Genomic DNA, 14,004 nt, shown 5'->3' on the forward strand with positions numbered 1-14,004 from the left:
AAGTCTTTAAACCAAGAAAATCTCTGAGATCTCATAGAAAGATACTTTGAAGACTAGGATCTTTGGAGTATGAAAATTATGAGGAAAGTTTCTGTGAATCTCCTTTAGAAAGCATAGAGATCTTCTCTCTCGCATAGGAACTTGCCGTAAGCTCTCCTATTTCTGCTGATATAGCTATTATGTTAAGAGCTTCATGAAGAACTCCTGAAAGCTCGTTGGAGCATGTTGTTCTTATAACACTCTCTATAAGATTATCCATGGTTCTAGCTCTATTGCTTAGGAGATTTAATGCTGTGGTTATATCTTTCGAGATATAAGCCTCCAGGCTTTTCTCGTAGTATTCTCTAGCGATTCTAAAGATCTCGGAAGCTGTTTTAACACATCTCTCGTCTAATTTGATTCTCTGCATAAACCTGGCTGTTCTATCTAGCGAATCTCCAACATGTTCTAGAGATTTTATCAGTACTATAAGATCTCCTGCTTCAGCGATAGACATGCCGGGAGATTTCTTGATAAGTCTTATACCCATGAAATGAAGTCTATCCAGATCATCATCTAAAGCAAAAAGCTGGTCTAGGTGTGATAGATCTCCTGTGCTGAGATACTTATCAAGAAGATCGAACATCATTAGAGAGCTACTCGACAGAGTTTTTATTATAGCCATGAGACTCATAACATTCTCATCAACCGTGATCCTGAACTCAGATCTCTCACCGCTTTCAAATAATACTATCCCTGGTAGTTTTGTGAAGACATCATTGAAAGCTTTTCTAATAGCTATTCTATCTCCCGACACTACGATCCTGTCAAGTCCTTCGAGATATGAGGCTATCAATATTCTTGAGAAAGCTTCAGGACTTGAAAACTCTCTGGTGTCTAGAGGGATTTCGCTTACCGAAGTTTCTTTCTCCTCCATGGGAGAGACAATTATACTTCTTCCGGATATGCTAACTCTAACAAGAGAGCCGAGATCTGCTCCTATAGAATTTAACCACTCTCTAGGAATCGTAATTCCTGTACTCTTCTCTCCAATTCTGATAATTCTTCTCATAATAACACTACCTTCGCTCATCAAGTCACCCTGATTAATATTAGGTATTCATAGGTTTAAAAATATAATGAGATCTGATTAAATCAATAAACGTGTTAACACAGGTGTAATCAGGTTCTATAAGTATCTGATCCAAGATTCTCGCACTCTCTAGATTCAATCTTACAACAAGTGTTCTGAGAATACCGTCGACGTTTATAATGAGATGAAAATATGTTAATCTACTAGAATATCTTCTCCTGTCATTATGTATCTAATAAACCAGAGATATGCTGTCTCATCATCAGGAGCCTGGCGTGGAGGATGTTTAAATAGAAATGAGCTCGGTCCTGCTATAACTCCTCCATGTCCTCTATCTAGAGCTAGCTTAGCGATTCTTATAGCATCTACTAGAACTGCTGAAGCCATTGATTTATCGTCTACTGTGAGCTTCGCCTCTAGATATACAGGCAGATCTCCAAAGGATCTTCCTTTGATATATATGTATGCTATCTTCGTATTCCCGAGAAACTCTATATAATCACTAGGGCCGATCCTGATCTTCTTGCTCTCCTCAAGATCTCTTCCGTATGGCAGTATAGATGTAACAGCTTCAGTCTTACTTATTCTCTTAGAGTACAGTCTTTCCTCAACCATCATATTGAGGAAATCCGTGTTACCTCCTACATTAACTTGATAACTCTCATCAATTCTAACTCCTCTCATATGAAATAATCTCACAAGTGTTCTATGAAGTATGGTAGCTCCGATCTGACCTTTAACATCGTCTCCTAAAAGAGGTAGCATAGCTTCTTTAAACATCTTCTGCCATCTACCTTCTGGATCGCTGGCAATGAAAACTGGGATAGCATTAACAAAAGCAACACCGGCTTTAAGACAGGCCTCTGCATAAAATCTCGAAGCTTTCTCAGCACCTACAGGCAGGAGATTCACGGCAATCTCAGCACCGCTATCCCTTAGAACTTTCACCACATCTTCCATCTCTACATGTTTTCCATGAGGTTTGAAAACATCTCTCATATGCGGTGCTACACCGTCTAGAACAGGACCTGGAGAAACCTTAACACCTAATCTGTCTAACTCTACGATCTTTGGGAAAATATTAGGAGGTTCTAATATAGCTTCGGAAAGATCTTTACCTATCTTGTTCTCAGACACATCGAATGCAGCTACAAAATCTATATCTGTAATAGTGTATCTTCCGATATACTCGCTCATCAGACCATTAATCCTACCCTCTCTCCTAGCCTTATGAACAAATTGTATGAGGGCAGACGCTATGTTTCCTACTCCTATTAAAGCAGTCCTGATCATCCTACCCTCAACTCTCAGCATTGATAAATCTCTTCTCAAAAAGATTTAAAGCTTCCTCAAACACCACGAGCTTTGGAGGTGCTTTAAACCCGTATGCCGATATTATGAGCGCATCTTCCTCAAGCACTTCTCTACTGCTCCCATGCTCTCTCACAGAATACATCACAGCTCTCACCACATCTAGGAGAGTGTTAAGAGCGTTCACTCCGTCATAGCTCCAGTACTTAGCTTCAAGCCTGAAGATCTTATTCATAGGTGCTATTGCTTCTAAATATATGTGACTTATCCTCTGATCCTCTAGAAATGGAACGTAATCAGTAGTACCAGCTGAAACTCTCTCACCGCCTTCTATTCTTATAACCTCACTCTTAATATTTCTCTTCTCGATTCTAACACTCTCATCAGTTGTTACAAGAGTTTCGAGAGTTCCGGCAACATCAAGCTGGTAGCTTCTTAAAACTCTCAAACCTCTCTCCGTGAAGAACCTTACGAGATATTTATGAAGTATAGTTCCTCCAGCTTGGCTCATTAGATCATCTCCTACAACAATTAATCCTCTGCCTAGAAACTCTCTACGAAGATACTCATCTCTGGCAATTCTCTCAGGTGTCATATTAATCACTGGAATACCTAGTTCCAGCATTATCTCGGCATATCTTCTCACGGTATTAGGCTGACCACTATTTACAGCTATCAAACCTATGTCAGGTTTTAACTCCTTAATCTTGTTTCTCACATCATCTTCTGAACCTAGACAGAGGCTGGGGAGAGCCTCTCTAAGAATTTTAGATTCGTCGATAAGGAATCCTTTGAAGACAGGGATCTTAAACTCTATGTTATTGATCTTTCTACAGTCAATATCTATAGAACCTACTAGCTCTAGATCTCCAGCTTTAAAGCCTCCTACTATTCTATGCCACACCCACTCCTCAGCACCTGCATCTCTTGAGAGAAGATCTAGGAATCTAGCGAGGTTAGAGATAGAATTTCCAAAACCTATTGAGATGATTCTTATCTTCTTCAAATCAAACCCTATTAAAGCATTCTGGAAGAAATATAAATCAGATTTCTAGAGAAGTATCTGAAGAAGTATCTGACTCCTCATAATTAAAATATTATGTTTGGAGCATCACATTATGTAGGATATCTATGGCAAGCGATATAAGAAGAACTGATGAGGATAAATATGATAAGATAATGGATCTAGCTCTTAGAAGAGGCTTTTTCTGGCCTTCATATGAGATATATGGAGGTTCCTCAGGATTCTATGATCTAGGACCTTTAGGTATGAATCTTAAGAGAAGAATTATAGAGTTATGGAGAAGATACTTTATACAGAGACACCAAGAATATGTAGTTGAGATCGAGACACCTATTATAACCCCTTATAAGGTTTTAGAAGCTTCAGGACACGTAGAACATTTCACAGATCCTATTGTTGAATGTCTTAAATGTGGTAGAAAGTATAGAGCTGATTATCTCATAAGAGATCTTCTGGATATAAATGTTGAAGGAATACCCATAGAAGAGCTCACCAGGATCATCCGCGATAAGAATTTAAGATGTCCTTCATGCGGGGGAGAACTTAGCGAGGTTAGAAAATTCAATCTTCTCTTCAGAACAACCATAGGTCCTTACTCTGATAGCATAGGATTCATAAGACCTGAAGCAGCTCAAGGCATGTTCACATCTTTTAAGAGAGTTCTCGAGGCTATGAGAAATAGGTTTCCCATAGGAATTGCCCAGATAGGTAGAGTAGGTAGAAACGAGATCTCACCTAGGCAGGGTATGATAAGACTTAGGGAGTTCACTATAATGGAGATAGAATTCTTCTTCAACCCCGATGAACCTGAATGCCCTCTACTACCTAGAGTTGCTGATAAAAGAATTAGAATACTCAGAGCTGATGATAGATTGAAAGGTGAGGAGAAGCCTACAGCATATAAAGTTGAAGAAGCTGTTAGAGAGAAGATTATAAAACAACCCTGGCAGGCTTACTGGATGGCTATATCAACTGAATTTGTTGGAGAACTTGGAGTAGGCAGTGATGATACATACTTCGAAGAGAAGCTACCCCATGAGAGAGCTCATTATGCTGAGCAGGTTTTCGACCAGCTTGTGAGAGTATCTAGATGGGGATGGATCGAGGTTTCAGGGCATGCATATAGAACTGACTATGATCTATCTAGACATCAAATGTTCAGTGGAGTAGATCTGACGGTTTTCAGAAGATTTAACGAGCCTGTGACGATTAAGAAGAGAAGAGTCTCGTTAGACAAGAAAGCTGTTCTAGAAATCTACGGATCTAAGGCTAGAGAAGTATTCAGAGAATTAGAAGGTAAAGATCTTGCTAAGCTTTTAGAGAGCGCTATCTTAGATGGAGATTACTACGTGATTAATGAGAAGAGGTATAGAAGAGAGATATTCAAAATCGAAGAAACCGAAGAGAAGATCTATGGGAAGAGATTTATACCACATGTTGTAGAACCTTCCTTTGGATCTGAAAGACTTCTATATGTCGTGCTAGATCACGCGTATTCTGAAGAGAGCGATAGAATTGTTCTTAGAATACCTAAGAAAATATCTCCAGTACAGGTCGCCGTATATCCTCTCGTGGAGGATGAGAGGCTTATAAACATTGCTAGAAGTATCAGGGATATGCTAGTGGATCTAGGTTTTTACGTGATCTATGATGAGAGTGGTAGTATAGGGAGGAGATATGCTAGAGCAGATGAGATCGGAGTTCCTTATTCTGTGACCGTAGATTTCACAACCCTAGATGATAAAACAGTCACACTGAGAGATAGAGATACTAGAGCACAGGTGAGAGTTAAAATAGAAGATCTGGGAGAGATCCTTAAAAAAGAATTCTTTATATGAGGAATTCTAAGATTTCTGAGGTTCTTCAACAATCATTATAATATTCTCCGGAGGTATTCCAAGCTCGTTAATAAGTATCTGCCTCACCTTAGCCCTGTGATCTCCTTGAAGTTCTATTCTCCCCTCCTTAGTAGTTCCTCCCGTAGCAAGTTTTGACTTAAGCATTGAAGCAAGTTTTCTAAGATCCTCATAATCACTTAAACCCTCTATAATTGTGACCTCCTTATTATATCTCCTTCTCTCAAGTCTTATCTTGATAACCTGTTGCTCAGCTATAAGTTGCTTGCAGATCTCGGGTGGAAGACCTCCGCAGAGGCTCTCGATATCTTCACTCATATCTTTGTGAATACACCCATATTAGTATTCTAAAGAGGGATATATATAAGAATTTCTCTTTAACAAGGAAAAACCTCTTAAAAGAGATAGGGGCCTCATAGAGCTAGGTGCAGCCTCTGTCTCACAGCATTTGTTTCAGTCTTCACATAGGTTTGTGTATAATGCTCTTGTTACTCCACTAAGATTCTTTCTTTATATCTTTATATAGGTGCTTTATATTTCATAGAGCATATGTGCTTCTAGTCATTCTTTTACAAATTTTTATCAGAACCGAATCCTAGGAAGTAAGAAGATCAAGCACATAATAGTGCTTCTTTAAATAATCTTTCCCAGAATTCTAATATTGATGATGAACGCTCTATCCTATGAGAGATGATTAGGCTAGAACCCCGTCTGATCCGAGATTTTTCTTTATTATTATGCTATAATTACTCTTTCATGGTGTGATATAGTGAGTTCAGAAACTTTGTCACAGCTTCTTTGGACCGAGAAGTATAGGCCTAGGTCTCTTAAGGAAGTTGTTAATCAGAGAGAGGTTGTGTCTAGGCTTATGAAGTTTGTAGAGGAGAGAAACATGCCTCATCTGCTTTTTGCAGGTCCTCCAGGTGTTGGTAAGACTACTGTTGCTCTAGCTCTAGCAAGAGATATATATGGTGATAACTATCAAAGATACGTTCTTGAGACTAACGCTTCTGATGAGAGAGGTATAGAGGTTATTAGAACAAAGATCAAGGAGTTCGCTAGAACAGCTGTAGCTCCTGGAATACCTTTTAAGATAGTAATACTGGACGAGGCTGATAACATGACGGCAGATGCTCAGCAAGCTCTTCGAAGACTTATGGAGATGTATGTTGACACAACAAGGTTCATTCTTCTAGCGAATTACCCCTCTAAAATTATAGAGCCTATTCAGAGCAGATGTGCTGTCTTCAGATTCATGCCTCTTAGAAGAGAGGATGTTGTAGAGAGGCTTAAATATATTGCGGATAGAGAGGGGGTTTCCTACGAGAGTAATGCTCTCGATACCATATATGAGATCTCCGAGGGTGACATGAGGAAAGCTATAAATATTCTCCAAGCATCAGCTGCTCTAGGAAAAGTCACTGTAGAAGTAGTGTACAAGGTTGTAGGACTGGCACATCCTAAAGAGATTAGAGAAATGCTCCAGCTAGCACTCTCAGGTAGATTTATAGATGCCAGAAATAGGTTGAGGAAGCTTATGATAGAGTATGGTCTTTCAGGGATTGATGTAGTTAAACAGCTTCATAGAGAGATCTTCTCAAGCGATATATCTATACCAGAGGATTTGAGAGTATCTATAGCAGATTACATAGGAGAAGTAAATTACAGGCTTGCAGAAGGAGCTGATGAAGAAATCCAGCTCAATGCTCTACTAGCAAGATTATCTCTTCTGGGAAGTAAGGCTGGCGGGGTGGCACAACGTAAGCAGTAAACTTCCATGGGTTATAAAATACAGACCTAGAACTCTAAGAGACTACCTGGATCAAGACGAAGCTAAGGAAGCCCTACTTAAGTGGATTAAGAATTTTGCAAATGAGAAGAAAAAAGCGGTACTACTCTACGGACCTCCTGGTGTTGGTAAGACTACGCTTGTTGAGTGTCTGGCGAGAGATATGGGTTTTGAACTTATTGAGATGAATGCCAGTGATTTTAGAAGAGGTAGAGATATAGATAGAATCGCTTTGAAGGCTTCAGATAAGCTGAGCTTAGTAGGTAGGGGGAAGATGATTCTTTTGGACGAGGTTGATGGAATATATGAGAGAGTTGATTCAGGGGCTATAGAAACTATTCTCGAGCTTATTAAAAACACTAGATACCCTGTAATAATGACTGCAAACGATCCATGGGCTCCTCAGCTGAGAAGCTTGAGAGATAACGTGCTTATGATCGAATTGAAGAGACTTGGCAAGAGAGTTGTAATAGATCTTATGAAGAGAATATGTTCTAACGAGAAGATAGAGTGCAGTGATGATGCTCTAGATTTCATATACGAGCTCTCTCAAGGAGATCTTAGATCTGCTATAAATGATCTTCAGTCTGTAGCAGAAGGTTTCGGGAAAGTAGATCTGGATCTCGCAAAGAATCTTCTCAGAAGAAGAGATAGAGAGCTAGATCCATTTGAAACACTGAGAAGTATTTTTAGAGCTAAGTATGCTTGGCAAGCTAGAAGTGCTATCACGCAAACTAATCTAGATAGAGATATGCTTATTGAATGGCTTAATGAAAATCTACCTAATCAAATACAAGATCCTGAGGATCTATGGAGAGCTTATGAGAGTCTCTCAAAAGCTACTGTATATCTCTCTAGAATCATAAGAAGCGGGGATTGGGATCTCCTCTCCTATGCCTTAGATCTCATGGGACCGGGAGTAGCATTTTCTATAAAGAATAATGAGAAAGATAGATGGAGATGGGTTAAATATGATTTCCCAGAAAGGATCAGAGAACTGAGTAGAACTAAAGAAAGTAGAGAGATTCTCAATTCAATAGCATCATTAATAGCATCAAGAGAACATGTATCGAGAGCAAGAGCTAAGACTGAGATAATACCCTACCTGAGAGTGATCTTTCGTAACAACCCAGATCATGCAGCAAAACTTGTTCTAGGTCTAGGTTTAACAGATTCAATGGTTAAATTCCTAGCCGGCGACAAGAGTAGTGAGATCCTGAGAAAAGTTAAAGAGATTCAAAAGAAGATCTCTGAAAGCGTAGAAGGAGAGAAGAAGGTAGAGAAGACTGAAGAACCTAGGAAAGAGAAGGCTGAGAAAAAACCTTCTACAACACAACCTTCAGGTTTGGATAGATGGTGGAAGAAGTAGAAGTAGAATTGAAAGAATGTCCTCAGGCTCTTGCCACAACCTATGTAGGAAAAGAAGATAGAGGAGTTAGAGAGCTTAAGGATATTTTATTCCCTTTAGATCCTGCTGTCAAGGTTGAGAAATCAGGATTCAGAGATGTTATTCTTATATATACAAAGATCTCTTCAAAAGATCTGAAGGATCTGATCTTTAGAAGAAAACCATCCTCCGTAGCACGTCTGGTAGTAGTAGATCTGTGTATTCATCTTAGAAGTAAAGATGATATTATAAGAGTTATTGAAGAAAGTATCAAGCTATTTAGCCAGAAGTGTAGAGGTTCTAGATTCTATGTGGATTGTATTAGAAGAGGAAGGTTTGTAGAAAGCTGTCATAGTATCGAGTCTAGTATAGGTAGAGAGGTAGCTTTGAGAGGTCTTGGCTCTGTAAACTATAAGAATCCTGAGTGTGTTATCAAGATCGAGGTCGTGGAAAGAATTGTTATGATAGCATTGATGAAGCCTTACGAGGATCGTTTGAGAAGAAACATGATTCTATTTTTATTATAAAGGAGATCTTTGTGACAAGAACTCTGGTTCTATTTTAAATTTCTGGGTAGATATTTTATGGGAAGTATTCGTGTCAGAAGATCCTAAGAGGATTATTGAGGAGATCCTGTCAAGACCTAGTGTGTTCTTGAGAAAAGAAGTTCTCTATCCCGAGTACATCCCTCGAATGCTTCCTCATAGAGAGAAGCAGATAAAACAATTAGCAGAGTATTTTCGCGAAATGTTATCAAGTCCTGGTGTTTCGAGTATTAAAGTTCTGGTAATAGGAGGTGTTGGAACTGGAAAGACTGTGACAACAAGGGTTTTCGGGAAAGAGTTTAGAGAACTAGCTTCTAGAAAAGGTATTGATCTCAGATATGTGCATATCAATTGTCATAGAAGCAGAACTCTATACGAGATACTCACAGAAATTATTAAAGAACTGAATGCTCCAATACCTACTAGAGGATTCTCTTCTAGAGAACTTCTTAAGTATCTTCATGAATATCTAGAGAGATTCGGCCTATACGTTCTGATCGCGCTAGATGAGTTTAATTACTTTGTTGAGACATCAGGATCTGATGCTGTATATTTTCTCATGAGAATCTACGATGAATTTCCTCAGTGGTCTAAAAGACTCAGCTATATACTTATATCTAGAGACTACTCAGTTTTATACAAGCTAGATTCCGCCACCTATGGATATGTGATAAAGAACATAGTAAAATTCACACCTTATAAGGCTTTAGAGCTTAGAGATATACTTGCTAATAGAAGAGATGAAGCTTTTCATAGAGGTACGGTTAGTGATGATATTATAAGATACATAGCTGAGCTTGAAGGTTTTGATACCGGTGGAAGTGGTAATGCTAGAGCTGCTATAGAAACTCTACTACTAGCTGGTGAAGCTGCTGATCAGGAGAATTCATCCACTGTTAACATAGATCATGTGAGAAAAGCTAGAAGCTATGTCAGCCATGATATAGTGATGGTTTCTGAAGCTCTTCAATATCTCAATCTTCACGAATTACTTATTCTAAAAGCTGTGATCGAGGTTTTAAATAGAGAGAGTTCTCCCTATGTTCCTATAAGCAGAGTAGAAGATGAATATAGAAGAATATCAATCCTATACTCTCAGGAGCCTCGGAAGCATACTCAGGTATATGAGTATATTCTCAATCTAAAGAGAATGGGAGTTATCGATACAAAACCTAGTGGGAGAGGTAGAAGAGGTAGAACTACAATGATAGGTATTGGAACAGCTCCTCTAAAACCTCTCTCGGATAAGGTAGATGAGCTTCTTGACAAGCTTCTCGCATCAGAAGCTAGAGGAAGTTCTAATCAAGTGAGCTGATGATAGAATGAAATCTAAAGACTCATTGGATCACATATTCAGATCTCCTGGAAGATATAGAGTGCTACGTTATCTTCTAATAAAGGGTGGAAGTAATATCACTAGAATCTCTAGAGAGCTCAACATGCCTCATACACTGGTCAGAAGATATCTTGAGGAAATGAAAGAAATAGGAGTCGTGGAGGAGGTGAGGCTGGGAAGGTCTAGATATTTTATGCCTGTATGGAGTGATGTGAGGGTGAGACTTATAAAAGAACTTATAGACACAGAAAGAGGAGACATGTCATGAGCATGATCGATGTAACTTTCAAGGATTACACCTATAGAGAAGCTATAGCGTCTGGCAGGATCAGGCTTAGAAGAGAAACTATTAAAAAGATCCTTGAGAGATCAATCGAGAAAGGAGATGTGATCGAGATAGCTAGAGTTGCAGGGGTTCTAGCCGCGAAGAAAACACCAGATATAATACCCCTCACCCATCCAATACCGCTTACATCAGTCTCGCTTGACTTCACCATAGGCGAGGATTATATAGAAGTTAGAAGTAGAGTGACAGCCCTCTACAAGACAGGTGTTGAGATAGAAGCTCTAGTCGCGGTAGCGACAGCACTTATAACTATATGGGATATGGTTAAGAAGTATGAGAAAGATTCTACTGGAAATTATCCTGAGACTTATATAGAGCTTCTCAGAGTCGAAGAAAAGATTAAGAGAGATATAGATATGTGAATTAGCATGTGAATTAAAGTATTATCTCTATGATCTTCCTCTGCAAAAGTATTTAGCGAGCGAGATCCTCTGCTGTCTTTATTTTTCCTAGAAACTCTCCTAATATTCTTCCTGTCAGACCCCAGACTATTTTTCCGAAATAAGATGTTCTAAAACATCTCGGCTTATAACCAGAAGGGCATTCTATCTCTCTTATATCCTCTATAGGAACCCATCTCGCCGTTTTAACCTCGTTCGAACTCCACTCAATATTCTCATCGTTAGATGTGTATATGTATATGTGAGGAGCTACTCTTACAGAACCTCGTGTAACGTGTATTTTCATACTTCCTAAATGTATAAGCTTGCTTCTATCGATCTTAATCTCTTCTTCTAATTCTCGAAGACTTGTTAGAAAGCTACTTCTATCATGAGATTCTCTTCTTCCTCCGGGAAAAGCTATATGTCCTGACCAAGGATCTCCTTCTATTTCCCTTCTCTCTATAAGAAGGATCTTCTTACTAGTTGGATTATATATTAGGGCTACAGCAGCATCGTAATCTCTATCGCCACAAGAGTTTTCGTCTAAAAGCTCGTAGATTTCTAAGAGAATCCTAGGATCTATTATCATGAAACTCTATCTCCAGTTACTCTAAATACAGAAAAGAAAAAATTCTAAATTCTCAGGTCTTATATATTCTTCTCAGGATATAGTTATTCTAGGCTCTGATCGCTTGTCTTCTTTTCTCTAAATTCTATGAGACCATAGGCTACCTATATAATATTTATAAGTTAATTATCAGTATATCCTTAGGAGATCTATTATGATTGATCTTGATCTTTTTCTAAAAGATCTTGAGAAAATAAGAGAGAGAAAGCCTATGATTCATCATATAATGAATTTCGTGATAATGAATGATGCAGCAAACGTGACCTTAGCCATAGGAGCTGCACCTATAATGGCTCATGCAATAGAGGAATTGGAAGATCTGGTGTCTGTAGCTGATTCTATATATATCAATATAGGAACTCTCGATTCTATATGGATCGAATCCATGATTCATCTTGCAAGACTTGCAGGAAAGTATAACAAGCCTCTGCTACTAGATCCTGTGGGTGCTGGTGCTACGAGGCTTAGGACAGAGACAGCTTTAAAAATACTTCAAACAGGCTATGTATCTATACTCAAGGGTAATGCAGGTGAAATGCTCTCTCTAGCAGGTTTAGGAGGCATGGTTAAAGGCGTTGAATCTATTGCAGAAAGCGGTTTAGAAGCTGTAGAGATACTATCATCGAGATATGGTGTTACAGCTGTTGCAACAGGCAGGATAGACTATGTTTCTAATGGGAAAAATATTTTAGAGGTCAGAGGAGGTTCTGAGATGTTCAGACATATATCAGGTTCTGGATGTATGGTTGGTTCTGTCATATCATCTTTCTCCGCTGTCGAGAAAGACCATCTCTTAGCATCATTAGAAGGCTTGGTAGCATTTAAAAGAGCTGGAGAGATTGCTGAGATGAGAAGCGGGAGGAATCCAGCGTCTTTCAAGGTGGAGCTTATAAACTCTCTGTATAGCATACAGAATTTTATCTCGGAAGAAATTATGAGAAGAATGATCAATAGAATTAGATAGATATTTTAAACCCTGGTTACTCATCTAGTTAGAGGTATATCTTGTGAGAGGTATAAAGGATATTCTAAAGGATCTTATAAAACTTAAATGTATAAACGATCCTGAGACTGGTTTAAAACCTTCTAAAGAATGTGTAGAAGGTTTTAGAGAGATCCTTCATGAGAACAATTTTGACTATGAAGAGATAGTTTCTAACGGATTTCACAGCTTCCTGCTTGTGAGAAGAAGAGGAAATCCTGTGATAATGCTTATGGCTCACTACGATGTGGTACCTCCAGGTCCTTCGTGGAGCAGAGATCCTTTTGAACCGGTTGAGGAAAGTGGAAGACTTTATGGAAGAGGTTCTATAGATGATCTGTCTAATGTAGCTGCTATGATAAGAATCGGTGGTAGGATTGATGATCTAATTGATGGGAGTAGTGGTAGCGTTATAATATGTTTGACAGGAGATGAGGAAATAGGAGGATCTAATGGAGCTCTTGTTGTGAGAGATAAGCTGATTAGAGAAGGACTTAAACCAGATTACCTTATAAACGGCGATGGAGGAGGGCTGGCCGTGATCAATAAAAGAAGAAGTAGCTTCAGAATTATTATTAGAGTCAGATCTTTGAGAACAAAGATTAGAGGTAGGAAGTTCCTGGCAAGATATGAGCTGAGAAGTATGTATAGACATTCAGCATACTTCTTACCAGGAGCTGACGTTCATCCTCTAATAGCTCTAGCTAGAGATATAGATTCAAGAGGTTTCTATATTTCAAGTCTTAGAGGCTCCTTCGTAAAAAGTAATATACTTCCAGAGTACGTTGAGATAGAAGCGGTATCGGAGGAGGGATCTGAAGAAATCGAAGTGGATATTAATCTTACAAAACTTCTACTCTCGCTAATACCACTGACCAGAGGCTTGGTGGAGCCTGATTTCCCAAGTCTCTATGGAGTTACAGTGACTCCCAATATCTATAGATTTGATGGAGAGTATCACGTGATTGAAATAGATCTGAGGGCACCTCTGAAGGATGCTGGGAGAGAGAAGATAAGCAGATATCTATCAGAGATCCTTAGAGAATACCTGCCAGAAGCTTCATACGAGATCTATGGAGGAGGAGGTTATCTCTATACTCCTATGAGTTCTAGAATCATAGAGAAATCTATTAAGATCCTGAGGAGATTAGGGATCAAACCTTCTATCGTTGAAAGAGCTGGAGCTAGTGATTCAAGATATTTCTCTCCATTAGGAGTAGAGGCGATTGACTTCGGTCCCGTAGGAGGAAACGTTCATGGCCCTGATGAGTATGTGGAGGTGTGGAGTTTAGAACCTCTTGAAAGATTCTATGAAGAGCTTTTAAAAGAGCTTCTAAGCTCTTAA

General features: G+C 39.0%; 14 protein-coding genes. 9 read left to right on the top strand and 5 right to left on the bottom strand.

The features are described 5' to 3' along the window. Nucleotides 1-76: 76 nt before the first annotated feature. From QXS89_03835 to QXS89_03845, 3 genes are all read right to left on the bottom strand, one after another. Complete coding sequence (locus QXS89_03835) at nt 77-1,072, bottom strand: PhoU domain-containing protein (protein ID MEM3831304.1); 996 nt, start codon at nt 1,070-1,072, stop codon at nt 77-79. A 195-nt stretch (nt 1,073-1,267) separates the two neighbouring features. Continuing rightward, complete coding sequence (locus QXS89_03840) at nt 1,268-2,365, bottom strand: inositol-3-phosphate synthase (protein MEM3831305.1); 1,098 nt, start codon at nt 2,363-2,365, stop codon at nt 1,268-1,270. 7 nt (nt 2,366-2,372) lie between these two features. Then, nucleotides 2,373-3,389, bottom strand: coding sequence for a hypothetical protein (locus QXS89_03845; GenBank protein ID MEM3831306.1), 1,017 nt, complete (start codon nt 3,387-3,389; stop codon nt 2,373-2,375). Nucleotides 3,390-3,514: 125 nt separating this feature from the next. On the opposite strand from QXS89_03845, the gene glyS reads away from it, so the two are divergent. Next, complete coding sequence (gene glyS, locus QXS89_03850) at nt 3,515-5,245, top strand: glycine--tRNA ligase (protein ID MEM3831307.1); 1,731 nt, start codon at nt 3,515-3,517, stop codon at nt 5,243-5,245. A 6-nt stretch (nt 5,246-5,251) separates the two neighbouring features. On the opposite strand, the gene yciH is transcribed toward glyS, so the two are convergent. After that, complete coding sequence (yciH, locus tag QXS89_03855; GenBank protein ID MEM3831308.1) at nt 5,252-5,569, bottom strand: stress response translation initiation inhibitor YciH; 318 nt, start codon at nt 5,567-5,569, stop codon at nt 5,252-5,254. Nucleotides 5,570-6,047: 478 nt separating this feature from the next. On the opposite strand from yciH, the gene QXS89_03860 reads away from it, so the two are divergent. The 6 genes from QXS89_03860 to moaC all read left to right on the top strand — a co-directional run bounded on the left by QXS89_03860 (nt 6,048) and on the right by moaC (nt 11,028). Further along, nucleotides 6,048-7,034, top strand: a complete 987-nt coding sequence (locus QXS89_03860; protein MEM3831309.1) for a replication factor C small subunit — start codon at nt 6,048-6,050, stop codon at nt 7,032-7,034. Next, nucleotides 7,006-8,421: a replication factor C large subunit gene (locus tag QXS89_03865; GenBank protein MEM3831310.1), complete on the top strand. Its 1,416-nt coding sequence runs from the start codon at nt 7,006-7,008 to the stop codon at nt 8,419-8,421. The genes QXS89_03860 and QXS89_03865 overlap by 29 nt, the downstream gene beginning before the upstream one ends. Then, on the top strand, nt 8,406-8,966 hold the full coding sequence (locus QXS89_03870) for a THUMP domain-containing protein (GenBank protein MEM3831311.1): 561 nt from the start codon (nt 8,406-8,408) through the stop codon (nt 8,964-8,966). The genes QXS89_03865 and QXS89_03870 overlap by 16 nt, the downstream gene beginning before the upstream one ends. 70 nt (nt 8,967-9,036) lie before the next feature. Next, complete coding sequence (locus QXS89_03875) at nt 9,037-10,299, top strand: ORC1-type DNA replication protein (GenBank protein ID MEM3831312.1); 1,263 nt, start codon at nt 9,037-9,039, stop codon at nt 10,297-10,299. Between the two features lie 7 nt (nt 10,300-10,306). Then, nucleotides 10,307-10,588, top strand: coding sequence for a winged helix-turn-helix domain-containing protein (locus QXS89_03880; protein ID MEM3831313.1), 282 nt, complete (start codon nt 10,307-10,309; stop codon nt 10,586-10,588). Then, nucleotides 10,585-11,028: a cyclic pyranopterin monophosphate synthase MoaC gene (moaC, locus tag QXS89_03885; GenBank protein ID MEM3831314.1), complete on the top strand. Its 444-nt coding sequence runs from the start codon at nt 10,585-10,587 to the stop codon at nt 11,026-11,028. Before QXS89_03880 ends, moaC begins: the two co-directional genes overlap by 4 nt. A 52-nt stretch (nt 11,029-11,080) precedes the next feature. Here the strand turns inward: moaC and QXS89_03890 are convergent, their stop codons facing one another. Continuing rightward, nucleotides 11,081-11,638, bottom strand: a complete 558-nt coding sequence (locus tag QXS89_03890) for a CoA pyrophosphatase (protein MEM3831315.1) — start codon at nt 11,636-11,638, stop codon at nt 11,081-11,083. A 193-nt stretch (nt 11,639-11,831) separates the two neighbouring features. Between QXS89_03890 and thiM the strand changes: the two genes are divergently transcribed. Further along, on the top strand, nt 11,832-12,641 hold the full coding sequence (thiM, locus tag QXS89_03895; GenBank protein ID MEM3831316.1) for a hydroxyethylthiazole kinase: 810 nt from the start codon (nt 11,832-11,834) through the stop codon (nt 12,639-12,641). 43 nt (nt 12,642-12,684) lie between these two features. Beyond that, on the top strand, nt 12,685-14,004 hold the full coding sequence (locus tag QXS89_03900; GenBank protein MEM3831317.1) for a M20/M25/M40 family metallo-hydrolase: 1,320 nt from the start codon (nt 12,685-12,687) through the stop codon (nt 14,002-14,004).

This window comes from Sulfolobales archaeon (assembly GCA_038881635.1).
In the GTDB taxonomy this organism is placed as follows: domain Archaea; phylum Thermoproteota; class Thermoprotei_A; order Sulfolobales; family AG1; genus WYEN01.